The organism is Streptomyces sp. NPDC001568 (assembly GCF_042893755.1).
Classification (GTDB): domain Bacteria; phylum Actinomycetota; class Actinomycetes; order Streptomycetales; family Streptomycetaceae; genus Streptomyces.
The window spans coordinates 217,007-239,445 of sequence record NZ_JBIAVF010000008.1 but is presented as its reverse complement, the minus strand read 5'-3'; the positions used below and the strand labels follow the sequence as shown (position 1 = coordinate 239,445).

Annotated in this window: 23 protein-coding genes; 13 read left to right on the top strand and 10 right to left on the bottom strand. The window is 72.6% G+C overall.

Annotated elements, in window-relative coordinates; translation table 11 throughout:
• Positions 1-41: 41 nt before the first annotated feature.
• Both ACFY0I_RS17210 and groL read left to right on the top strand, forming a co-directional pair.
• Positions 42-248, top strand: a complete 207-nt coding sequence (locus ACFY0I_RS17210; RefSeq protein WP_008743607.1) for a cold-shock protein — start codon at positions 42-44, stop codon at positions 246-248.
• A gap of 354 nt (positions 249-602) precedes the next feature.
• Positions 603-2,225 carry a chaperonin GroEL gene (gene groL, locus ACFY0I_RS17205; protein WP_281203599.1) on the top strand — a complete coding sequence of 541 codons (1,623 nt, stop codon included), beginning with the start codon at positions 603-605 and terminating at the stop codon, positions 2,223-2,225.
• 94 nt (positions 2,226-2,319) lie between these two features.
• Here the strand turns inward: groL and ACFY0I_RS17200 are convergent, their stop codons facing one another.
• On the bottom strand, positions 2,320-2,748 hold the full coding sequence (locus ACFY0I_RS17200; protein ID WP_388895948.1) for a GNAT family N-acetyltransferase: 429 nt from the start codon (positions 2,746-2,748) through the stop codon (positions 2,320-2,322).
• A 187-nt stretch (positions 2,749-2,935) separates the two neighbouring features.
• On the opposite strand from ACFY0I_RS17200, the gene ACFY0I_RS17195 reads away from it, so the two are divergent.
• On the top strand, positions 2,936-3,544 hold the full coding sequence (locus tag ACFY0I_RS17195; protein WP_388895945.1) for a phosphoribosylanthranilate isomerase: 609 nt from the start codon (positions 2,936-2,938) through the stop codon (positions 3,542-3,544).
• A 55-nt stretch (positions 3,545-3,599) separates the two neighbouring features.
• On the opposite strand, the gene ACFY0I_RS17190 is transcribed toward ACFY0I_RS17195, so the two are convergent.
• Positions 3,600-4,976 (bottom strand): S41 family peptidase, encoded by a 1,377-nt coding sequence (locus ACFY0I_RS17190; protein ID WP_388896237.1) that lies wholly within the window; start codon positions 4,974-4,976, stop codon positions 3,600-3,602.
• A 308-nt stretch (positions 4,977-5,284) separates the two neighbouring features.
• Between ACFY0I_RS17190 and ACFY0I_RS17185 the strand changes: the two genes are divergently transcribed.
• From ACFY0I_RS17185 to ACFY0I_RS17175, 3 genes are all read left to right on the top strand, one after another.
• Positions 5,285-6,025: an SDR family oxidoreductase gene (locus ACFY0I_RS17185; RefSeq protein ID WP_388895942.1), complete on the top strand. Its 741-nt coding sequence runs from the start codon at positions 5,285-5,287 to the stop codon at positions 6,023-6,025.
• Between the two features lie 382 nt (positions 6,026-6,407).
• The gene (locus tag ACFY0I_RS17180) at positions 6,408-7,595 is read left to right on the top strand and encodes a S8 family peptidase (RefSeq protein WP_388895940.1); all 1,188 of its coding nucleotides are present in this window, start codon (positions 6,408-6,410) and stop codon (positions 7,593-7,595) included.
• Positions 7,596-7,906: 311 nt separating this feature from the next.
• Complete coding sequence (locus ACFY0I_RS17175; RefSeq protein ID WP_388895937.1) at positions 7,907-9,091, top strand: S8 family peptidase; 1,185 nt, start codon at positions 7,907-7,909, stop codon at positions 9,089-9,091.
• An 11-nt stretch (positions 9,092-9,102) separates the two neighbouring features.
• Here the strand turns inward: ACFY0I_RS17175 and ACFY0I_RS17170 are convergent, their stop codons facing one another.
• Together ACFY0I_RS17170 and ACFY0I_RS17165 are read right to left on the bottom strand one after the other, a co-directional pair.
• Positions 9,103-9,414, bottom strand: coding sequence for a DUF397 domain-containing protein (locus ACFY0I_RS17170; protein WP_388895934.1), 312 nt, complete (start codon positions 9,412-9,414; stop codon positions 9,103-9,105).
• A complete protein-coding gene (locus tag ACFY0I_RS17165) occupies positions 9,398-10,234 on the bottom strand; it encodes a Scr1 family TA system antitoxin-like transcriptional regulator (protein ID WP_388895932.1) in 837 nt (278 codons plus the stop codon). The genes ACFY0I_RS17170 and ACFY0I_RS17165 overlap by 17 nt, the downstream gene beginning before the upstream one ends.
• Before the next feature lie 115 nt (positions 10,235-10,349).
• On the opposite strand from ACFY0I_RS17165, the gene ACFY0I_RS17160 reads away from it, so the two are divergent.
• From ACFY0I_RS17160 to ACFY0I_RS17145, 4 genes are all read left to right on the top strand, one after another.
• Entirely contained in the window at positions 10,350-10,574 is a 225-nt protein-coding gene (locus tag ACFY0I_RS17160) for a hypothetical protein (RefSeq protein ID WP_388895929.1), read from the top strand.
• Complete coding sequence (locus tag ACFY0I_RS17155) at positions 10,571-11,089, top strand: amidase (protein WP_388895926.1); 519 nt, start codon at positions 10,571-10,573, stop codon at positions 11,087-11,089. The genes ACFY0I_RS17160 and ACFY0I_RS17155 overlap by 4 nt, the downstream gene beginning before the upstream one ends.
• Before the next feature lie 115 nt (positions 11,090-11,204).
• Positions 11,205-11,687, top strand: a complete 483-nt coding sequence (locus ACFY0I_RS17150; protein WP_388895923.1) for a hypothetical protein — start codon at positions 11,205-11,207, stop codon at positions 11,685-11,687.
• Between the two features lie 66 nt (positions 11,688-11,753).
• Positions 11,754-12,086 (top strand): hypothetical protein, encoded by a 333-nt coding sequence (locus ACFY0I_RS17145; RefSeq protein ID WP_388895920.1) that lies wholly within the window; start codon positions 11,754-11,756, stop codon positions 12,084-12,086.
• 129 nt (positions 12,087-12,215) lie between these two features.
• Here the strand turns inward: ACFY0I_RS17145 and ACFY0I_RS17140 are convergent, their stop codons facing one another.
• From ACFY0I_RS17140 to ACFY0I_RS17130, 3 genes are read right to left on the bottom strand one after another with little or no spacing between them, the layout of a single operon-like run.
• Positions 12,216-13,691, bottom strand: coding sequence for a PTS transporter subunit EIIC (locus ACFY0I_RS17140; protein ID WP_388895917.1), 1,476 nt, complete (start codon positions 13,689-13,691; stop codon positions 12,216-12,218).
• Between the two features lie 35 nt (positions 13,692-13,726).
• Complete coding sequence (gene murQ / locus ACFY0I_RS17135) at positions 13,727-14,704, bottom strand: N-acetylmuramic acid 6-phosphate etherase (RefSeq protein ID WP_388895914.1); 978 nt, start codon at positions 14,702-14,704, stop codon at positions 13,727-13,729.
• Complete coding sequence (locus ACFY0I_RS17130) at positions 14,701-15,693, bottom strand: MurR/RpiR family transcriptional regulator (RefSeq protein ID WP_388895911.1); 993 nt, start codon at positions 15,691-15,693, stop codon at positions 14,701-14,703. The genes murQ and ACFY0I_RS17130 overlap by 4 nt, the downstream gene beginning before the upstream one ends.
• 124 nt (positions 15,694-15,817) lie before the next feature.
• Here ACFY0I_RS17130 and ACFY0I_RS17125 point away from each other — a divergent pair, with 124 nt between their 5' ends.
• Entirely contained in the window at positions 15,818-16,195 is a 378-nt protein-coding gene (locus ACFY0I_RS17125) for a hypothetical protein (RefSeq protein WP_388895908.1), read from the top strand.
• Positions 16,196-16,202: 7 nt separating this feature from the next.
• Positions 16,203-16,469, top strand: coding sequence for a DUF4031 domain-containing protein (locus tag ACFY0I_RS17120; RefSeq protein WP_388895905.1), 267 nt, complete (start codon positions 16,203-16,205; stop codon positions 16,467-16,469).
• A 95-nt stretch (positions 16,470-16,564) separates the two neighbouring features.
• On the opposite strand, the gene ACFY0I_RS17115 is transcribed toward ACFY0I_RS17120, so the two are convergent.
• Positions 16,565-17,794 carry a Cmx/CmrA family chloramphenicol efflux MFS transporter gene (locus tag ACFY0I_RS17115; RefSeq protein ID WP_388895902.1) on the bottom strand — a complete coding sequence of 410 codons (1,230 nt, stop codon included), beginning with the start codon at positions 17,792-17,794 and terminating at the stop codon, positions 16,565-16,567.
• Between the two features lie 116 nt (positions 17,795-17,910).
• A complete protein-coding gene (locus ACFY0I_RS17110; RefSeq protein WP_388895900.1) occupies positions 17,911-18,687 on the bottom strand; it encodes a hypothetical protein in 777 nt (258 codons plus the stop codon).
• A 157-nt stretch (positions 18,688-18,844) separates the two neighbouring features.
• Between ACFY0I_RS17110 and ACFY0I_RS17105 the strand changes: the two genes are divergently transcribed.
• Complete coding sequence (locus ACFY0I_RS17105) at positions 18,845-19,531, top strand: copper homeostasis protein CutC (RefSeq protein ID WP_388895897.1); 687 nt, start codon at positions 18,845-18,847, stop codon at positions 19,529-19,531.
• 634 nt (positions 19,532-20,165) lie between these two features.
• On the opposite strand, the gene ACFY0I_RS17100 is transcribed toward ACFY0I_RS17105, so the two are convergent.
• The gene (locus tag ACFY0I_RS17100) at positions 20,166-22,238 is read right to left on the bottom strand and encodes a HelD family protein (RefSeq protein ID WP_388895894.1); all 2,073 of its coding nucleotides are present in this window, start codon (positions 22,236-22,238) and stop codon (positions 20,166-20,168) included.
• Positions 22,239-22,439: the final 201 nt, after the last annotated feature.

Sequence of the window (22,439 nt, the reverse complement as noted above, 5' to 3'; positions counted from 1 at the left end):
AGTGCGGACCTGCGCAAGGGCCAGTAATAGGGGAGTTAGGCATGGCTCAGGGCACCGTCAAGTGGTTCAACGCGGAGAAGGGCTACGGCTTCATCGCGGTCGACGGTGGCGCGGATGTGTTCGTCCACTACAGCGCCATCCAGATGGACGGGTACCGCACCCTTGAAGAGGGTCAGCGGGTCGAGTTCGAAATCTCGCAGGGCCAGAAGGGCCCGCAGGCGGACATGGTCAAGCTCGCTGCCGGCTGAGTCCCGAAGCGCGATCGACCACCGACGCACTCACACACGAGGGGCCCACATCCCGGACACGGGGATGCGGGCCCCTCGTGCGTGTCGGCCCCGGGACCCTTGCGGCGCCCGGCCACCGCCCCGCCGGCGGCCCCGGCGCAGGGCGGGCATTGCTCGAAGCCGCTTGCACTCGCGGGGGTCGAGTGCTAATCATTGGCGTTAGCACTCTCCAGGTGAGAGTGCTACTAAGACGAGGACCGGGCCGGTGAGGCCCGCAGGGTCCGGCGGGAAGGAACCGCCGAATCCGCAGGCCGTCCGTCGCGGGCGCGGGCGCGGTCCGGAGCAATCCACCCCTGTCCGGGAGGACCACTTCAGATGGCCAAGATCATTGCGTTCAACGAGGAGGCCCGGCGCGGTCTCGAGCGTGGGATGAACCAGCTCGCCGACGCCGTCAAGGTCACCCTTGGCCCCAAGGGTCGCAACGTCGTCCTTGAGAAGAAGTGGGGCGCCCCCACGATCACCAACGATGGTGTCTCCATCGCCAAGGAGATCGAGCTCGAGGACCCGTACGAGAAGATCGGCGCCGAGCTGGTCAAGGAAGTCGCCAAGAAGACGGACGACGTCGCCGGCGACGGTACGACCACCGCCACCGTGCTCGCCCAGGCGCTCGTCCGCGAGGGCCTGCGCAACGTAGCCGCCGGCGCCAACCCGATGGCCCTCAAGCGTGGCATCGAGAAGGCCGTCGAGGCCGTCTCCGCCGCCCTGCTGTCGCAGGCCAAGGATGTCGAGACCAAGGAGCAGATCGCTTCGACGGCTTCCATCTCCGCCGCCGACACCCAGATCGGCGAGCTCATCGCCGAGGCGATGGACAAGGTCGGCAAGGAAGGCGTCATCACGGTCGAGGAGTCGCAGACCTTCGGCCTGGAGCTCGAGCTCACCGAGGGCATGCGCTTCGACAAGGGCTACATCTCGGCGTACTTCGCCACCGACATGGAGCGCATGGAGTCGTCCCTCGACGACCCGTACATCCTGATCGTCAACTCCAAGATCGGCTCGGTCAAGGACCTGCTGCCGCTCCTGGAGAAGGTCATGCAGTCCGGCAAGCCGCTCCTGATCATCGCCGAGGACGTCGAGGGCGAGGCCCTGTCGACCCTGGTCGTCAACAAGATCCGTGGCACCTTCAAGTCCGTCGCCGTCAAGGCTCCGGGCTTCGGTGACCGCCGCAAGGCCATGCTCGGTGACATCGCCATCCTCACGGGCGGCACGGTCATCTCCGAGGAGGTCGGCCTCAAGCTGGAGAACGCCGGTCTCGACCTGCTCGGCCGCGCCCGCAAGGTCGTCATCACCAAGGACGAGACCACGATCGTCGACGGTGCCGGTGACAGCGACCAGGTCCAGGGTCGCGTCAACCAGATCCGCGCCGAGATCGAGAACTCCGACTCGGACTACGACCGCGAGAAGCTCCAGGAGCGCCTCGCGAAGCTGGCCGGCGGCGTGGCCGTCATCAAGGCCGGTGCCGCGACCGAGGTCGAACTCAAGGAGCGCAAGCACCGCATCGAGGACGCCGTTCGCAACGCGAAGGCGGCCGTCGAAGAGGGCATCGTCGCCGGTGGTGGCGTGGCCCTGCTCCAGGCCTCCTCGGTCTTCGAGAAGCTGGAGCTCACCGGTGACGAGGCGACCGGCGCCAACGCCGTGAAGCTCGCGCTGGAGGCCCCGCTCAAGCAGATCGCCGTCAACGGTGGTCTCGAGGGTGGCGTCGTCGTCGAGAAGGTGCGCAACCTGCAGATCGGTTGGGGCCTGAACGCCGCGACCGGCGAGTACGTCGACATGATCGCCGAGGGCATCATCGACCCGGCGAAGGTCACCCGTTCCGCGCTGCAGAACGCGGCGTCGATCGCGGCCCTCTTCCTCACCACCGAGGCCGTCATCGCCGACAAGCCCGAGAAGGCCGGTGCCCCCGCGGGCGGCGGCATGCCGGGCGGTGACATGGACTTCTGATCGGCCCCGGCTGATCGGCTGTTCTCGAACGAGGGCGGCACCCCACGGGGGGTGCCGCCCTCGGGCGTTCCCGCCCCGGGGGGCGGGAGCGGGATCAGGTCAGGGGCTTGAGGAGCCAGACGTCCTCGTGGGCCGCCGGGAAGCCGGGGACGCGGGCGACCTCGCGGTAGCCGTGGCGGGCGTAGAAGGCCGGGGCCTGGAAGGTGAACGAGGAGACCAGGATGCTCACGCAGCCCCGCCGGCGGGCCTCCTCCTCGGCCGCCGCCAGCAGCTCGGCGCCCCGGCCGTCGCCCCGACTGTCCTCGCGGACCCAGGTCATGCCGATGCCCGCGCGGTCGCCCCAGCTCCAGCCGGAGAGCCCCGCGACGAGCCTGCCGTCGGCGTCGGTGATCCGTACGCTGAACTCCGACTGCGCGTGCCCCGCCGTCGCCGCCTGGTTGAAGGCGTCCAGTTCCTTGCTCAGCCGCGCGTCGAGCTCGGAGTCCGCGCCGCCTGTGGTGATGTCCACCCCGTTGTCGTTCATGGGGTCATTGTGCGGGGCGGTGCCTCTACGGGTGTGGCTCGCTCGGTCAAGGTGGTCACCGTCGATTCCTCCGCCGGGCAGGGGGTTGCGGGGCCGCGTCTCACACCAGGCTGGTGCGGGCGGGTGGTCGGTGCCCGGTGGTCGGGACGGGTCGCTTCCGGACGGGCGGGTTTGGTTGGATCGGGGCATGAGCGAACGCAGCGTGCCCTTCGTCAAGATCTGTGGCCTCAAGACCGCCCATGACGTCGAGGTGGCCGTGGCCGCCGGGGCGGATGCCGTCGGCTTCGTCTTCGCGCCGGGCAGCCCCCGTACGGTCGACGCCGCCGCGGCGCGGGCTCTCGCGGCGGGGGTGCCGGACGGGGTGCTCACCGTCGGGGTGTTCCGGGGGCAGTCGGTGGCGGAGGTGCGCCGGCTCACCGAGGAGAGCGGGGTGCGCGCCGTGCAGCTCCACGGCGACGAGGGCCCGGAGTACTACGAGGAACTGCGCACCCCCGGCCGGACACTGGTCCGGGCCACCGCCGAGCACGTGCGCCGGTGCGGGGAGCTCGGTGAGGACCTGTTGCTGCTCGACGCCCCGGACCCGGGCTCCGGCAAGCCGTGGAACTGGGGCTCGGCGGAGTTCACGGCGCCCGAGGGGCGGTGGCTGCTGGCCGGCGGGCTCACCCCCGCCAACGTCGGCGAGGCCCTCGCGGCGACCGGCGCGTGGGGCGTGGACGTCTCCAGCGGGGTCGAGAGCGAGCGCGGGGTCAAGTCCCCGCAGCTGATCCGGGCCTTCGTGGCGGCGGCCCGGGGCTGAGCGGGCGCCGCCGTGCGGAGCCGGCCGCGGGCCGGGTGGGACTCTCGCCACACGCTCAGCGCCGTCCGAGTGCCGTGACGGCCGTGTCGAAGGCGGTGTCGCGGTTCCGGGCGAACTCCTCCTCGGTGAAGACCGGTGTCCGCAGGTGCGGGGGGATCCCGGCGCCGTCGAAGGTCGTTCCGGTGCGGGTGAGGTACTCCTCGTTGGGGAGCCGGATCGTCATGCCGTTCGGGAGCGAGCGGATCATGACGTCGGAGAAGACCCCCTGGGTGGCTTCGCCGATGCGTACGGTCCGGCCGGGCCGGTCGATGAGGGCCTGGGTGAAGCCCTCGCCCGCGCTGAACGTCGTCGGGGAGGTGAGCACGGCGACGGGGCCCGTGTAGCGGGGTGAGTCCCGGTCCGGTTCCACGCGTACGGCTTGCGGCGGGGTGTGGCGGGTGCGCTTGCGGTAGGCGGTGTACGGGGTGTCGGTCAGGCGTCCGGCGACGTGCAGCCCCAGGGCGTCCTCGCCGCCGCCGTTGACGCGTACGTCGATGATGAGCCCCCGGAGGGAGGCCGTGCGCGCGGGGGTGAGGACGGTGTCCAGCGCCCGGTCCAGTTCGGCGAGCTGGGCGGCGTACGTCGGGTCCTGATCGTCGTAGTCGGTGAAGCCGGCGATCCGGAGGTAGCCCTTCGCGTCGGGCAGGTCCGCGTACGAGATCTGCCCGTTCGCGAACTCCTGCGGCTTCACGCCGCCGAGGTCCCGTCGGATGACGTGTTCCTTGGCCAGGGGCTCCAGCGCCCGGGGGGTGGGGTGCGTGCCGGGCCGGGTCCGGTAGAAGACGCGGTCCTTCCCGTCGATGACGGCGACGTGGGCGTCGTACAGGGGGGCCAACATGTCGGAGAACAGGGCGAAGAGTTCCTCCCGGGGCGTGTCCGGTCGGACCTCGGGGCGGCGGGCGTCCCGGACGGCGTGCCAGTCGACGCCCTTGGCCGCGAAGAACGGATAGTTCTCCTCGAAGGTCTGCCAGAAGACGTCGAAGGCCGTCAACGAGTCCTCGGGGAGCTCCTGTTCGCAGGTGCTGGGCAGTGCGGCGATCCGCCGCAGCGTGCGGTCACCCGCGGCCCCGGCGACGTGCAGCGTGCCCTGGGCGCCCCGTGCTCCCCGGGTGCGGACGGTGCGGACGGTTCCGTTCTCGGCGCGGTAGACGCCCGGGGCGGTGCGCCGGGCCTCGCCGCCGGGTGCGCAACTGATCGCGGTGGTGTGGTACTCCCACAGCCGGCCGTCCGCGATCCGCAGGACGGTGCCGTAACCGTCCACGTGCCAGAAGCCGTCGACCGCGGCGCCGGCCGTGGCCGGCGCGGAGCCGGTGGCGCCTGCCGTCGCGCTTCCGGCCGCTCCTCCCGTCGCGGCCGCGGGTGCGGTCGACCCGGCGGCGAGGGCCAACGCCATCACCACCGCCACGGCCCCGGGGCTCCCGGATCCCCTCGCCCTCTCGCGGCCCTTCGTCCTCTTCCTCTTCGACCACTTCGCTCGCATCCGTTCCCCCTGTTGGTCGTGCCGTTCCGGGCGGGCCGCCCGGAACGCCCAGGAGATGATCATGGTCGCGTCCGTCCGGGGAGGACATCCGGCGGACCGGAGGTCGGCCCGGGGGCTATCCCCCGGCCGTGCGGCCCGTCGGAGCCGAACCCCTTGATCGTCGCGGAGGGTGTGTTAGGTTCATTCTGTAGTGATCGTTATCGAATTCAGGGGGATCCGTCATGGAGAAGAACGCGCTGGTCACCGGCGGCAGCAGGGGCATCGGCCGGGCCGTCGCCGAGCGGCTCGCGGCCGACGGGGTCACCGTCGTGCTCACGTACGCCAGCGATGAACGGGCCGCAGGGGAGACCGTCGGGAAGATCACCGCGGCGGGCGGCCGGGCCCACGCGCTGCACGCGGAGCTCGGCCACCACGGGGACGCCGCCGCGCTCTGGGAGGCGTACGACGCGCTGGGGCTCGGCGGGGTCGACATCATCGTCAACAACGCGGGCATCGGACTGCCGATTCCCCTCGGGCAGGTCACCGAGGCGGACTTCGACCGGGTCTTCGCCGTGAACGTCCGCGCGCCGTTCTTCGTCGTGCAGGAGGGCCTGGAGCGGCTGCGCGACGGGGGCCGCGTCATCAACGTCTCCAGCGGCGCCGCCCGGATCGCGATGCCCGAGATCCTCGCCTACGGGGCCACCAAGGGCGCCCTCGACAACCTCACCCTCAACCTCGCGAAGGCCCTCGGCCCGCGCGGGATCACCGTCAACTCGGTCGCCCCCGGCATCGTCGACACCGACGTCAATGCCGGTTGGCTGCGCGGCAACCCGGAGGCGCAGGCGCACGCCGCCTCCCTCGCCGCGCTCGGCCGGGTGGGCCGCCCGGAGGACATCGCCGACATCGTCGGCTTCCTCGCCTCGGACGCGGCCCGCTGGGTCACCGGCCGCGTGGTCGACGCCACGGGCGGCGCGGGCCTGTAGCGGCGCGCCGCCGGCCGGCCGGGGCGCGGGGGGTGGCCCGGGTCCCCGGGGCGGGCGCGTCCGCCCCTCGACGGGGGTGGACGGCAGTCGGGTTCGGGGCCTGCGGGCGCGACCGTACGGATGAACTTGCCGGGATCCGCACGCCGGGGGCGAGCCGGTGCGCGCCCTGACCGCGCAAGGGGATTTTCGATTCTGCACGGTGGCGGACCGGTCGTTGCGGGGGCGGGCCGGCGATGGGCCAGGCGGGGGCGCCGGTTCAAGCCGCGCCGGAGCGGCGCCCGATGGAAGGGGGGCCGCACCTGCGGGAGCACCGGAAGCACGCGGTGTCGCGGGGGCGGCTTCCCCATGTCACTGCCCCCCACCCCGTCAGGGAGCCTCCGTCATGCGCCTGATCGCCCGAGCGGCCACCGCCGCCCTCATCGCCCTCGCCCCGGTCGTGGCCGGGGCGGCCACGTCGTCCGCCGCCGCTCCCGAGCCGACCCCGGCGCCGCTGACCACCTCGGCGAACGCGGTGCCCGGCCAGTACATCGTGACGCTGGAGAAGGGCGTGGACGCCGCGAAGGCCGCCCAGAAGCTGGGCCTGAAGCCGTCGTTCCTGTACACCTCGGCGATCAACGGCTTCGCGGTCCCGCTGACCCCGCTCCAGCTGACGATCGTCCGCAACAGCCTCGGGGTGAAGGCCGTCGAGGAGGACGCCAAGGTCCAGTCCGTGCCCAGGCCGGGCACGGCGACCGGCATGCGGGCGCCGTCCAACTCCTGGGGCCTGGACCGGATCGACCAGAAGAACCTGCCGCTCGACAACAACTTCACCGTCGAGGGCAACGGCGCCGGGGTGACCGCGTACGTCCTCGACACCGGCATCGACTACCAGCACACCGAGTTCGGCGGGCGTGCCACCTTCGGCTTCGACGCGATCGGCGACGGCCGCAACGGCCAGGACTGCAACGGGCACGGCACGCACGTCGCGGGCACGATCGCGGGGAGGACGTACGGCGTCGCGAGCAAGGCGAACCTGGTCAGCGTCCGTGTCCTGGGCTGCGACGGCAGGGGCACGTACTCGGGGATGATCGCGGGCTTCGACTGGGTCGCGAAGAACGCCACGCAGCCGGCGGTCCTCAACGGCTCGCTGGGCGGGGACCTGTCGCAGGCCCTGAACAACGCCGCGACCGCCCTCTCCGACGCGGGAGTCCTGCCGGTCCTCGCCGCCGGCAACGACGCGAAGAACGCCTGTCAGGTCTCTCCGGCCTCCGCCGACCGGGTGGTCACGGTGGCGGCGACCAACCGGTACGACGAGGAGACCGACTTCTCCAACTGGGGTACGTGCGTGGAGATCTACGCCCCCGGCGAGGACATCCTCTCCGCCAAGCTCGGCGGCGGCTCCGTCTCCCTGAACGGCACCTCGATGGCCTCCCCGCACGTCGCCGGCGCCGCCGCCCTCTACAAGCAGGCCCACCCCAAGGCCGACCCGGCCGAGATCGCCGAGTACCTGGGCGACTCGTCCACCAAGGACGTCCTGAGCAAGGTGAGCAAGAGCAGCCCGAACGAGCTCCTCTTCACCGGCGGTCTCTGACCCGATCGGGTGCGGGCGCCGGGGCTCCGGGGTGTCGTGACGAACCCCGCCCGGCCGCTCGTACGGGTGAACTTCTCGCGGCCGTCTGTTCGGGGCTTCATCCCCGATGCTGGGCCGGAGTGACCCTTTCTGCGGCCCCTGCGACACGCCGGCCGCAGCGCCCGCCTCCTGTCCGCCATGCGGTCGTGGGCGGCTCAAGCCCTTCCCGGGCCGGATCCGATGAAGGTGGGGGCCGCAGCTCGGGCACCGCTCGCCGGGGCCGGACGCGGTCATTCCCCGTTGGACCCCACGCACTTCAGGGAGCTCCCTCCATGCGTCTGCTTGCCGCGCGCCTGACCACCGCCGCCGTCCTCGCGCTGACCTCCGTGGCGGCCGGTACGGCCTCCGCCGACACGCCGGAGCCGACCTCGGCGCCGCTGATCAGCTCCGCGAACGCCATCCCCGGCAGCTACATCGTCACCCTCGACAAGAAGTTCGACCCGGCGGAGTTCGCGAAGACCCTCGGGCTGAAGACGAAGTTCTCCTACACCAGGACGATCAACGGCTTCGCCGCGTCCTTGGACGCGAAGCAGCTGAAGGCCGTCCGCGGCGCGTACGGCGTGCAGTCCGTGACGGAGGACGCGAGCGTGTCCGGTCCGCCGGCCCCGGCGAAGGGGGCACAGACGAAGTCGCCCTCGAACTCCTGGGGCCTGGACCGCATCGACCAGCGGTTCCTGCCGCTCGACAACAACTTCAGCGCGAACCGCAGCGGCCAGGGCGTGACCGCGTACATCCTCGACAGCGGCATCGACTACCGGCACCCCGACTTCGGCGGCCGAGCGCGCGCCGGCTTCGACGCGATCGGGGACGGCCGCAACGGTCAGGACTGCCACGGCCACGGCACGCACGTCGCGGGCACGGTCGGCGGTACGACCTTCGGCGTGGCGCGCAAGGTGAACCTGGTCAGCGTGCGTGTCCTCGGGTGCGACAACCGGGGTGCGTGGTCGGGGATCATCGCGGGCTTCGAGTGGGTGGCCCGGAACGCGCAGCAGCCGGCCGTCCTGAACGCCTCCCTGGGCGGTGACCGGCTCGCCGCGGTGAACAACGCCGCGACGGCCGTGTCCGACCGTGGCGTCCTGCCGATCATCGCGGCGGGCAACGACAACCGTGACGCCTGCCAGGTCTCGCCCGCCTCCGCAGCTCGGGTGGTGACGGTCGGCGCGACCGATCGCTTCGACCAGGAGACCGACTTCTCGAACTGGGGCGAGTGCCTCGACATCTACGCCCCGGGCAAGGACATCATCTCCGCGCGGCTGGGCGGCGGCAGCGTGTCCATGAACGGTACGTCCATGGCCGCGCCGCACGTCACCGGGGTTGCCGCGCTCTACAAGTCGGAGCACCCGAACGCGCTGCCGGCGGAGGTGACGGACTTCCTGGACGAGGTGTCCACGAAGGACATCGTCCAGAACCTCAGCGACAACAGCCCGAACAAGCTGCTGTTCACCGACGGCCTCTGATCAGGAGCAGCTCAGAGCGCCGCGACGAAGGTCGCCCAGGCCCGTGCGTGGAACACCACGTGCGGGCCTTCGGGCTGCTTGGAGTCCCGGACGGGGACGAGGTGGGGGTGTCCGTCGGCAACTTCGAGGCAGCTGCCACCGCTGCCGTCGCTGTGGGTGGACTTGCGCCAGGTGGCCATCTCCAGGCACTCGCCGCCGTCGCCGCCGCTGTAGGAGGACTTGTGCCAGGTGGCCATTTCCAGGCAGTCGCCGCCAGTGCCGTCGCTGTAGCTGGACTTGTGCCAAGTGGCTGCTGAAAGATCGTACTCAGGCGTGCTGGTCATGTTCGTAATCCTCCGCCACGGACTCGATCAGAGCCAGGGATTGGCTGGGTGACAGCGCGCTGGCCGTGAGCAGATCGTAGGTCAGCGAGTGACGGGCCACGGTGGCCGGGTCGTCAAGAAGTACGCCGATGGCGTTGCCCTGAACGTATACGAGTGGGGGAGCCTCCTCGAAGTCCATCAGCTTCAAGGTGCCGCCCATGGACGAATGCGCCCCAGCGCTGAACGGCAAGACCTGCACGAAGATTCGGCGCGCACGGATCAAGGCCGCGATGTGGCGCAGGGCCTCCGACATCACTGCCCGGCTACCGACGGCGCGCCGCAGTACGGCTTCGTCAAGTACACACCAGAACAGCGGAGTTGTTGGGTTGCTCAGGATGGCGGCACGATCCACCCGGTTCTTGACCAGCTCCGCGATTACTTCCTCTGTGGCCGTTGGCTGGTAGGCGAGGAAGACTTCACGAGCGTAGGCCTCCGTCTGGAGGATTCCAGGCAGTGCCAGGGGGGCGTACTCCCGGATCGACTTTGCTTCCGCCTCTGCTTCCGCAGCTTCCGCGAAGTGGTTCGGGTATTTGGACTTGGCCAAGGCCCCGCAGTTGCGGACGAAGAAGCCGCCGGTGTCGAGGATCTCGTCGATCTGCTGGGCGAAGTCCAGGTGCATGCGGCGCGTGCCGGATTCGAGCTGGCCGATGAACGAGCCGCTGACGAAGAGCCGTTCGGCGAGTTCGGCCTGGCTGAGCCCTGCGCGTTCGCGCGCCACGCGGAGTTCGGCGCCGAGCAGGGCGCGGGGGGAGGTGGAGGGATCGAGGCTCTTTCCTGGCATGGCAACTCCCGGATCAACATGCGGGGGTGTTGAGGGTCCGCACTTGAAAGGCTAGCCACGGCGTCGCCACGCTGAGTATCGAAGGTGAATACTCAGAGTAGAAAGGTGACATGTCATGGTGCTCACCCCACAGGAGCGCATGGAGGCGGCCGAGGAGGCCGTCCGGCAGTTGAAGGACTCCCTTGCCGGAGTCGGGGTGTTGTTCCCCTCGCTGGACGTGGAACGGGTCTCCGCCGCCGGTTCGTACGGCCTGCCGCTGGTCGATCTCGGACGCTGCAACCTGGACACCGCGCTGCGGCTGGCCGCCGTGCTCCACGAGCGGGCGGGCGGCGACGCGTGAGCGGGTCGGTCGACGCCGCCGAGTTCGCCTTCGAACTCGGCTGGCGGCTGCGTGGGTTGGAGACGGCCCTCGCGCCGCGCGGGGCGCACGGGCCGACGGAGGGGAGTCCGAAGCCGCCCCCGCCGCCCGGGTGGCAGCGGTTCACGCTCGTCCACTGCCCGGTGGAGGGCTACCCGGGATTCGACGATCCCGTGTACGAGGGGCTCCGTACGAGCCCGCCGCAGGGGTGCGTCGCCGAGGACCTCGGGGGATGCCTCGGGCTGCGGTGCGAGCGGCCGGGCGGGAGGCTGCTGGACGCGGTCGCCGAGCTGTGCGCGGAGATTCGTAGCGGGTACGGGTTGCTGATGACCGGCCTCGGCATCGACAAGCTGTGGGAGTGGTCCGAGGACGGTACGGACGGCTGGGGCGCGGAGATCGTGGGCCAGCTGCTGCTCATGGCGGCCGAACGCGGCCCGAAGCTCGGGTACGGCGTGGACGACCTGGCCGGGTTCCTGCGGGAGGCCGCCGGAGTCTGACGAGCCGCCTCCGGTGGGCCCGGACACGAGAGCCCCGCCCGCGCGCGGGGCCTTCGCGCGTAACGGACCCGTCACAGAGGGCACATGGGCCACTCGGCGCCGCCACGATGGTCCGATGCGCACCCACCACACCGTCCTCAGCCTGGCCGCCGCCGCGGGGCTCCTCGTGCTCACCGGCTGCGCCGAGGTGACCCCGGTCGAGTCGAAGCCGGCGGCGTTACCGTCCACCGCGAAGCCGTCCGCTCCGCCGGCGTCCGCCCCGGCGGCATCCGCTCCGAAGCCGTCGGCGACGCACGACCCCGACGCTCTACGGGCAGCCGCCGGCCTGCCGACCGCGCCCAAGGGCGCCGCCCGGCAGGCCTTCATCGGCGGTCTCGACGCGATCGACCGGGACATCGTCCACGGCAAGGAGGACAAGGCCATCAGCCGGGGCATCGACACCTGCTCCGCCATCAAGAGCAACCCCGGGGACCGGCCGAAGCAGATCCAGCAGACCGAGCGACGCTGGAGCAGCCCCACCCACCCCGAGGGCCACGGCGCGGCCAAGGCCGCGAAGATCCTGGACGTGGCGCACAAGAACATCTGTCCGACCTTCTGACGCGGTCGGGCCGGTAGGGTCGGTCCGGGCGATCGACCGATCGGTCGGTACGGGAGGTGGCGGGGGATGTCCGAGCTGGTGAAGGAACCGGCGCCGGAGCGGGACGGCGTCGAGGCGCAGGCCGCCCCGGAGCAGGAGGTCTCCTACGGCGACACCGCGCCGGGCACGGTGCTGATGTTTCCCGCGCTGCTCCTGCTGCGGTTCCTCGGGGAGCACACCTGGGCGTACTGGACGGCCGCGCTGATCGGCGTCCTCGGGATGGCGGTGTACGGGCTCGGGATCGCGTCGGCGGTCGGGAGTCTGCGGCGGGGGCGGCGGAAGGTGGTCGCGCTCGCCGTCATCGCCCTGTCGCTGGGCGCGTGCGTCGTCTTCGTCGCCCGGCTCGTCGAGCACTTCTGAGTACCGTCGGACCTCCCGGTACGGGACAGCGGGACACAAGGCCCACGGCCCACGGCACGTGACGGCGGTGGGGAGCGGGTACGTGCGACGCGTACCGCTCCCCACCGCCGTTCCCGTCCCGCCGCACGCTCAGGCCAGGGCGGGTTCCTTCTCCGGGTCGGTCGCGGAGGTCGGGGCGGCCGGGTCCGGGTCGGTGTTGAGTTCGGTCAGCATCTGCTTCGTGAAGCCGAAGAAGTACGTGGCGAGGAAACCGGCCAGGTAGCCGACGGCCAGGCCGCCCGCGTAGACGGCGATGGTGGCGCCCATGCCCGCCTTGCCGTCGAGGAGCGGGAACAGGGCCCAGCCCGACGGGCCGATCGCGGTGGAGCCGACGCCGACCCCGAGCTGGCTGAAGAGCCCGACGAAGGCTCCGCCGGCCGCGCCGCCCGCGCAGGCGGTGATGAAGGGGCGGCCCAGCGGCAGGGAGACGCCGTAGATGAGCGGCTCGCCGACGCCCAGGAACCCGGCGGGCAGCGCGGACTTGATGGTGGCGCGCAGCGAACCGTTGCGGGGGAGCCGGAGGTAGACGGCGACGGCCGCGCCGACCTGGCCCGCGCCGGCCATGGCGAGGATGGGCAGCAGGACCGTGTAGCCGGACTGTTCGATCAAGGTGGTGTGGATCGGGATGAGGGCTTGGTGGAGGCCCAACATGACGAGCGGGAGGAACAGTCCGCCGAGGACGAGTCCGGCGAAGGCGCCGCCGGTGGCGAGCAGCCAGTTGGCGAAGGTGCCGATGGCGGTGGAGACCTCACCGGCGAGGAACATCAGGCCGAAGAGGGTGACGAGGCCGGAGACCAGCACGGTGAGGGTGGGGGTGACGAGGACGTCCAGCGCCTCGGGGACCCACTTGCGGCACCACTTCTCGACCTGGACGGCGAGCAGGGCCGCGGCGAGCGCGCCGAGGACGCCGCCCTGCCCGGGGGACAGCTGCTGGCCGAACGCGTCGATCTTCGCGACACCGGGGAAGACGATGATCGCGGCGACCGCGCCGCCGAGGATCGCGGTGCCCCCGAACTCCTTCGCGGTGTTGTAGCCGACGAAGACGGCGATCAGCGACATGAACCCGGAGGCCATCGCGGCGAGCGCCGGGATGAGCGCGGGCAGCCAACCCAGGTTGGTGAGCATGCCGTTCAGGCCCGCGATGATGCCGCAGCCGATGAGGGCCGGGATCAGCGGGACGAAGATGTTCGCGATGCGCCGCAGGAACAGCTTGAACGGGGTGGAGTTCTTCGCCTTCCGGGCATCCTTGAGGGCCGCGCCCTGCGCCGCGAGTTCCTCGGCGGTGACGGCCTTCGGCGCCGCCGAGCGGCCTTCCTCGACGAGGGCCTCGAACTCGGGCGTGACGCGGGCGACGGTGCCCGGGCCGAGGACGATCTGGTACGTGTCGTCCTCGACGACGCCCATGACCGCGGGGACCGCCTTGAGGGCCTCCTCCTGCACGAGGGTGCGGTCGCGCAGGCCGATGCGCAGGCGGGTCATGCAGTGCGCGATGGAGGTGATGTTGTCCGGACCGCCGACCAGAGGAAGGATCGCGGCGGCTGTGGCGCGGTTCTTGTCAGTGGACATGGTGGTGTCGCCTTGCGTAGGGGGATGCGGGCGGGTCAGCGGGAGCCGGGGGCGGTGGAGGTTTGGGCCGGGGCGGCGGTCGGGGTTTTGGTCGGGGCTTCGGCGAGGGCGACACGCAGATGGCCGTCGGAAGCGGTGAGCAGGCGGGCCGCGGTGGGGCCGTCGACGCCGCCCAGGACGACGAGGATGGCGTCCTTCACCTCGCCGCCGGTGGCGGTGAGCGCGGCCTCGATCTCCGCGTCGGGGGCGCCGGTGGCGAGGGCGACGATGCGGCGGGAGCGGGCGCGCAGCTTCTCGTTGGAGGCGCGGACGTCGACCATGAGGTTCCCGTACGTCTTGCCGAGTCGGATCATCGTCACCGTCGAGATGAGGTTCAGTACGAGCTTCTGCGCGGTGCCGGCCTTCAGCCGGGTCGAGCCGGTCAGCAGCTCGGGGCCGACGACGACCTCGATGCCGTGCTCGGCCGCGGCGGCCAGCGCGGAACCGGCGTTGCAGGACAGCCCGACGGTGAGCGCGCCGCGGGCGCGGGCGGCCTCGACGGCGCCGATCGCGTACGGGGTGCGGCCGGAGGCGGAGATGCCGATGACGGTGTCGTCGGGGCCGATCTCCAGCGCGGCGAGGTCCTCGGCGGCCAGTTCCGCGGAGTCCTCGGCGCCCTCGACGGCCTTGACCATGGCGGAGGGGCCGCCCGCGATCAGGCCGACGACCCGCGACGGGTCGGTGTTGAAGGTGGGCGGGCACTCGCTGGCGTCCAGTACGCCCATCCGGCCGGCGGTGCCGGCGCCCGCGTAGACGAGCCGGCCGCCGCGGGCCATGCGTACGGCGATCCCGTCGACGGCGGCGGCGATCGTCTCCAGCTGCCCCGCGACGGCGGCCGGGACGGTGGCGTCCTCGGCGTTCATGAGGCGGGTGATCTCCAGGGTGGACAGCCGGTCGATCTCCGCCAGCTCGGGGCGGAACGCCTCGGTGGTGAGCGTGTCGAGCTGGGCGCGGAGGGCTGCGTACGCGGTCATGGGCGGGGCTCCTGGCGGGTCGTGCGCCGGCTGGTGGGGGCGGTGGCGCAGTGGCGGGGGGCGAGTGCCTCGTAGGAGGCGGCAAGGGCCGGCGCGGCGGTCTCGTACGTCCGCTGCGCGACTCCGACGAACAGGCAGTCGACGACGAGCAGCTGGCTGGTCCGGCTCGACATGGCTGCGGGGCGCAGCTGCGTCTCGCGGGCGGCGGAGGTGGCCAGGACGAAGTCGGCGTAGTGGGCGACGGGGCTGCCGGGGCGGCCGGTGACGGCGATGGTCGTCGCGCCGCGCGCGAAGGCGTGCCGCAGCGGTTCGATGACGTCGCCGGTGCTGCCGGAGTGGGTGACGGCGACGGCGACGTCCCCGGGGCGCAGCAGGACGGCGTTGGTGACGGCGAGGTGCGGGTCGCTGTGGGCGTGCGCGATCAGGCCGATGCGCAGCAGCTTCTGCGCCAGGTCCTGGCCGACGAGCCCGGAGGCGCCGACGCCGTAGATGTCGACGCGGCGGGCGCCGGCGAGGGCGCCGACGGCGCCGGACAGCTGGGTCAGGTCGAGCCCGGCGGCGGTGTCGGCGAGGGTCTGCGCTTCCTCGTGCGCCAGCTTGGCGACGACGTCGGCGAGGGGGTCGTCGACGGCTATGTCGACGGTGACCGCCGGGGCCGCGCCCGACTCCTGCTGCGCGGCGAGCGCGGCGAGCGCCAGGCGCAGGTCGCGGTAGCCGGGGTAGCCGAGGAGGCGGGCGGTGCGGACGACGGTGGCCTCGCTGGTGCCGGTGTGCTCGGCGAGGGCGGAGACGGTGAGCTGGGCGCAGCCGGCGGGATCGGAGGCCACGGCTTCGGCGACGGCCTGCATGGAGCGGGTCATGGACGGCCCGAGGCTGCGCACGCGGGCGCGGAGGGCGGCGGGGGCGGGTGCGGGGGCCGGTCCGGCGGTGGTTCCGGCGGGTGGGCCCGTCCTCGCGTCGCTGAAAGTTTCTTTCGCGTTCTTGCTCACGCCTGAAATCTATTTTCAGACGGGGTGGCGGGTCAAGAAGCCGGGGGGCCCGTGTCAGGCAGGACCTCCGACCATGGGGAAGGGACCTTCGCCACCCGGGTGCGCACGGGTCCACAATGAGCCCATGGACACCCCGACCCCCCTGGAGCAGGCGCTGCACGTCGCCCGCGCACTCGTTCTCGCCGATCTCGCCGCAGGTGAGGTCGCCGACGCAGACGTCGTCTCCCTCGTCGAGGACTCGGTCACGCACCGCCGGTGGTGGGTGGAGCAGTGGCCGGAGGGAGTCGACTACCTCGCCGGACTCGTCGCGCAGGACGTGAAGGACGCCCTGTTGGAGAAGTACGGACGCTGGCCGCTGTGCCCCGTCTGCGGACACGGGGACCCGCACGCCCTGGACGTGGAGCCGGAGCTGGGACCCGACCCCCAGTGGGTGTGCTCGGAGGCGGGCGTGCGCGTGGCGGCGGTGGGCGGCCTCGGCCCCGTCTTCCACCCGGGCCGGTGAAGCGCCCGTGACGGTGTACATCGACCCGCCGGTCTGGCCCGGACACGGCCGCATGTGGTCGCACCTGGTCAGCGACGTCTCGTACGAGGAGCTGCACGCCTTCGCGGCGTCCATCGGATGCCCGGCCCGCGCCTTCGAACGCGACCACTACGACGTGCCCTCGCACCGCTACGCCGACGCGGTCGGGGCGGGCGCGGTGGAGATCGGCAGCAAGGAGCTGGTCCGCCGCCTCACGGACGCCGGCCTGCGCCGACCGAAGGGCCGGCCGTTCTGAGGGCCGTACCCACGGCCGTGGCGGCCGTGGTGCCGGGCATGGCGCCGGCCGTCGTGCCGGGGGCGGCCGGCGGCGGTGTGGCGGCGGCCCCGCGGTCAGCCGCGGGCGACGGCGGTTTCGGTGGGCGCCGGGGTCGCGGCGGGGCGTGAGCCGCCGACCACGAGGGTGCCGTGGGGCGGGGTGCGGCGGTGCAGGCGCAGGGCGATCAGGGTCAGGGCGACCGCGGCGAGCGTCATGGCGGCGCCGGCCCAGGCGGTCGCGGCGAAGCCCCAGCCGGCGTCGATGACGGTGCCGCCGAGCCAGGGCCCGCCCGTGTTGCCCAGGTTGAACGCGGCGGTGGTGGTGGCGCCGGCCAGGGTCGGGGCGGCGCCGGCGACGTTGAACATGCGGGCGTTCAGCGCGGGGGCGGTGAAGAACGCCGAGACGCCCATCAGGAACGACAGCGCCACGGCCGCGACCTGTACGGAGGCCAACAGCGCCAGCGCCGCCAGGAAGACCGTCGAGGCGGTGATGCCCCAGATCATCACCCCGAAGAGGTGCGCGTCGGCGACCCGGCCGCCGATGGTCGTGCCGATCAGCGCGCCCACGCCGAACAGGCCGAGGATCCACGGGACCCACTTCGAGTCCAGCCCGGCCACGTCCGTGAGCAGCGGCGACAGGTAGCTGAAGGCGCAGAAGATGCCGCCCGCGGCCAGCGCCGTCACACCGATCGACAGCCACACCTGACGGTCGCGGTAGATGCGCAGCTCGCGGCCGAGGCGGGGCTTCTCGGCGGGCAGCGGGATGCGCGGGATCAGCGCCAGGATGCCGACCAGGGCGACCGCGGAGGCCGCGCCGACCGACCAGAACGCGGAGCGCCAGCCCAGGTGCTCCCCGAGGAAGGCGCCGGCGGGGACGCCGAGGACGTTGGCGATGGACAGGCCGCCGATCATGACGGCCATCGCGCGGGCCCGCTGGTCCTTGTCGACCATGGCGATGGCGACGGCCGCGCCGACGGCCCAGAACCCGGCGCAGGCGAGCGCCGACACCACGCGGGAGGCGAAGAGCAGCCCGTACGAGGGGGCCAGCGCGCCCGCCACCTGCCCGAGGCCGAAGAGGATGATCAACGCGATCAGGGTGGTGCGGCGCGGCAGCCGCAGGGTGGCCACGGCCAGCAGCGGGGCGCCGACGACCATGCCGATCGCGAAGGCGGATATGAGCAGGCCCGCCTGCGGGATGGTGACGCCCATGTCCTCGGCGATCGGTGGCAGGAGCCCCGAGAGCATGAACTCGCTGGTGCCGAGTGCGAAGACGGACAGGCCGAGGACGTACACGGCGACGGGCATGCGGGGGCGTGCGGACGAGGCTGACGAGGCTGCGGGCATGACATACACAAACCCGCCCTTAGCGGGGCGCATTCCCGTGTGACGGTCCGTATGTCAGGTCGGGCCGTTCGGCGGCGTCAGGTCGGGTCCTTCGGATCCGTTGGTCCGACGGGCCCGGTCGCCGTCGTGAGCGCGGCCAGTTCCCGGGCCAGGTTCCGGCGGGCGGGGGCCTCCCAGTGGGCGGCGCCGTACGGGGTGCGGAAGAGGCGGGGCAGGTCCAGCAGCTGGCGCAGTACGGCGGCGCGGCCGGCCCGGAAGGCCTCGTCGGGCACGAAGCCGTACTCGGCGCGGACGGCGGCGGCGTAGCCGGCGTAGCCGGCCGGACTGCCGGCCAGGACGGCGAGGTCGGCGTCGCAGAGGGCCTCGCCGTTGGTGTCGCCGGGGGCCGGGTCGTGGGTGACGGTCAGCCGGACCAGCCGGGCGGTCTCGGCGGTGCGGTCCGGGTCGACGCCGAGCTCGGCGAGGGCGCGCTCGGCGAGGGCCGCGCTGCGCTCCTCGTTCTCGGAACGGTCGGGCCGGTAGACGGCGTCGTGGAACCAGGCGGCGAGCTCGGTGGCGGCCGGGTCGGCGGCGTGCGCCGTCAGCGCGTCGAGGTGGGAGAGGACGTCTGCCAGGTGGTCGGTGGTGTGGTACCTGCGCTGCGGCTCCGCCCAGGCGGTGAGGAGGCGGTCGGCGTAGGGCTCGGGGTCGACGCCGGGGGCCGTGCCGGCGGCGAGGAGGGTGGCGCGGAAGCGGGTGCGGAGGTCTGCGTCGCGGGTCTTGGCGTCGGCGTCGCGGGCCTCGGCGTCTGCGGCGCGGGCCGGGGAGGCGGTGGTGCGGCTCGTGGTGTCGGCGTGCTCGGGGTCCGTGTCCATGCGCACATTGTGGGGGTGGCGTGATTGTGCTGGTGGAGCGAGGGCGGGGCCCCGTACCCTGCATATTGGACTAGACCTATTTTCCATATCGGCCCGGCCCGGGCCATACGCGCAGTTTTCCGATTTCCGAAAGCCGCAATCCGAAGGATGGGACGACATGAGCAACCGTGCGCTCCTGGAGGTGATCGCCCTCGACGTGGAGGACGCGGTCGCCGCCCAGGCAGGTGGGGCGGACCGACTCGAAATGGTCACCGACATCGCCGCCGATGGGCTGTCCCCGTCGCGCGAGACGTTCGCGGCGATCAGGGCGGCGGTCGACATCCCGCTGCGCGTGATGCTCCGCGGGGCGGACGGGTTCGCCGCCGGTGATCTGGCCGGCCTGGTGGAAACGGCGCGGGGGCTGCGGGCGGAGGGGGCGGACGAGTTCGTACTCGGGTTCCTGGACGCGGAGGGCGGGCCGGACCTGGCCGCCGTCGAGGCCGTCGTGGCGGAGCTCGGCGGGTGCCGCTGGACGTTCCACCGGGCGATCGACCGGGCCCCGGACCGGGACCAGCTGCGGAAGGCGCTCGCGGAGCTGCCCGGCCTGGACACGTACCTCACCGCCGGGTCGGCGGGCGGGGTCGACGAGGGGCTGCCCGTGCTGCTCGCGGAGGCCGCGCGGGCGGGTGAGCCGGGGTACGGGGCTCGGATCCTGGTCGGCGGCGGCTTGGCGCTGCGGCACCTGCCGGAGCTTCGGGCGGCGGGCATCGACGCCTTCCACATCGGCGGCGCGGCGCGTCCGTCGGGCTGGCACCGGCCGGTGTCGGCGTCGGCGGTGGCGGAGTGGCGGGCGGCGTTGGGGTAGGGCGGGGTCGGTGGCCGCCGCTCGCTGCGCGGGGGCGGGGGCGGGGGCCGGTTCGGCTCGGGGTCGGTGCCGGTGCCGGTGCCGGTGCCGGGCGGGGGGCTGCGGGTGGGTCGGGGCCGGTGCCGGGGTGGGGTGTCGTCCGGGACGGGCATGATTTATGGCGCCCTGTCCGGGGCTGCGTTGGTGGGCGGTACCGGGCGCCAACAAATCACGTTTTAGTCCCGGTCGACACCCCACCCCGTCCCCGTCCCCGACCTGCGCGGCCCACCCGTCCATTTCCGCCTCGTCGGTGCCATTCCAGCCCGCCGGCGTTTGAGGCGCGGGGTTCGGGGCGGAGCCCCGGGGTTTGTACCCGCGCGGGTCGACCTGCCGGTATTCGGGGGGAACCCCGCCCGGCTCATCCAGCCCCGCCGGTGCTGGACCATCCAGCCTCGCCGGCGTTTGAGGCGCGGGGTCTGGGGCGGAGCCTCAGGGGTTTGTACCCGCACGGTCGACCTGCCGGAAGCCGGGGGCAAGCCGGCGTTTGCCATCCAGCCTCGCCGGCGTTTGAGGCGGGGGGTTCGGGGCGGAGCCCCGGGGGGTTCGGGGCGAGCCGCGTCGGCGTTGAGGTGGGGACTGGCCCCGCGTAGCGGGGTTAGGCGGGGGTCAGGGCCTCGGGGAGGGGGGCCGCGTGGAGCGCGGTGAGGCCCGAGACGGCTCGGGTGAGGCAGACGTACAGGCGCCGGAGCCCGGTCCGTTCGTCCGGCTCACCGCTCACGACGGCCGCCGGCTCGTCCAGTACGACGTAGTCGTACTCCAGCCCCTTCGCCAGCGACGCCGGCACGAGCGTCAGCCGTGACCGCGCGGTGGTCTCCTCGCCGGGCGACAGGTACGGCAGGCCCGCCTCCAGGAGGGCCCGGCCCAGTTCCGGGATCCGCGCGTCCGCCGCGATCAGCCCGACCGAGCCCTCGTGCACGAGCGAGGCGCGGCAGGCGTCGACGACCGCAGGGGTGAGGCCGTCCGCGTCCGTGATCTCCGTGACCGTCAGGGACCCGGGGGTCTCGCGGACCGAGGAGACCGGGGCGAGGCCGGGGGAGATGGCCGGGAGCAGCCGGGAGGCGTACGCGATGACCTCGCGCGGCACGCGGAAGCCCGCCGTGAGTTCCTCCAGGACCGCTTCGGGCTTGCCCAGGTGGGTCAGGGCCTCGTCCCAACTGCGCGTGGCCCAGGGCGTGGTGCCCTGCGCGAGGTCGCCGAGGACCGTCGCCGAGCCCGTCGTGCAGCGGCGGCCCACGGCCCGGTACTGCATCGGGGACAGGTCCTGCGCCTCGTCGAGGACGACGTGGCCGAGGGAGTGCGTACGTTCCACCAGGTCGGCGGCCTCGTCGATGAGGACGAGGTCCGCCGGGGACCACTTCGCCGACTTCACGCTGCGGTAGGGCTTGGACCACAGGAGGAGCTTCTGCTCGTCGGCGGTGAGGAGGCCCTCGGCGTGGACCGCCAGGAACTCCGGGTCGGACAGCAGGCGCAGCACCAGCTTCGCCGGCTCCACGGGCGGCCAGATCTCCTTGACGGCCGCCTTCACGGCGGGGTTGCGGGCCACCGCGTCCTGCACGCGGTCGTCCGGCGCCTCGCCGGCCTGCTCCATGCGGACGAGGATCTGGTGGGCGATCCGCTGCGGCAGCGCGTCGCGGGCCGCGCCGTAGCGGATGTCGCGCTGCTGGAGCTCCTCGACGATCTCCGCGAGCTCGTACGCCGGCACCCGCCAGCGGCGCGAGCCGCGCACCACCATCAGGGGTTCGGTCGGCGCGGTGACGTGCGAGCGGACGGCGGCGCGCAGCACGCGGGCCATGCGGGCGTCGCCCTTGACGACGGCCGTCGCGGCCTCGTCGGCGCCGCGGACCTCCAGGCCGGGGCGGGCGACGAGGTCGTCGACGGTGGCCTGCTTGACCTCCAGCTCGCCCAGGGCCGGCAGGACCTGCTCGATGTAGTGGAGGAAGGAACGGTTCGGCCCGATGACGAGGGTGCCGGTGCGGGCGAGTCGGTCGCGGTGCGCGTACAGGAGGTACGCGACGCGGTGCAGGCCGACGGCCGTCTTCCCGGTGCCGGGACCCCCTTGTACGCAGACGGATCCGGACAGGCCGGAGCGGACGATCTCGTCCTGCTCCGGTTGGATCGTCGCGACGATGTCGCGCATGGGGCCGACGCGGGGGCGCTCGATCTCCTGCTGGAGGAGCTTGCTGACGGCGGCGGCCTCGGCCGGGTCGGAGAGGTGCTCGTCCTCGTACGCGGTCAGTTCGCCGCCGGTGTAGCCGAAGCGGCGGCGCAGGGTCACGTCCTGCGGGTCTGCCTTGGAGGCGCGGTAGAAGGGCTGGGAGACGGGGGCGCGCCAGTCGATGACCATCGGGTCGCCGTCGGAGTCGTGGACGTGGCGGCGGCCGATGTAGAACTGCTCGCCCTCCGCGCCCTCGGCGAGTTCGGCGCCGGGGGCGTGCAGGTAGTCGAGGCGGCCGAAGAAGAGCGGGGTGTGGGAGAGGTCGGCGAGGGCCTTGATCCGGTCGTCGATCTGCGCCTGGAGGACGATGGCGTTGACCCAGTTCGCGGTGACGTCGCGGATGTCGAGGGCCTCGACGTCCTCGCGCATCGCGCGGAGGGCGGAACGGGAGGCGGCCAGGTGGGACCGCTCGCGGGCGAGCGGGTCGGCGGATTCGGGGGCGTGCGCGGGCACGGGACTGCCTCCAGCTGCTGGTAAGGAACTGATGCCCGCCGGTTTCCGAGCGGCGGACGGCTCTCCCCGATGCACGGCGGGAGGCGGCAAGAGCGGAGATTCTAGTCAGGGTGTCGGCGCTGCGCGAACGGATTGTGGGGGCGGGGAGTCGGGAGGGGGAGGGACTCCGAACGGGTGGCGGGTGCGGGTGTCGCTGCTGGT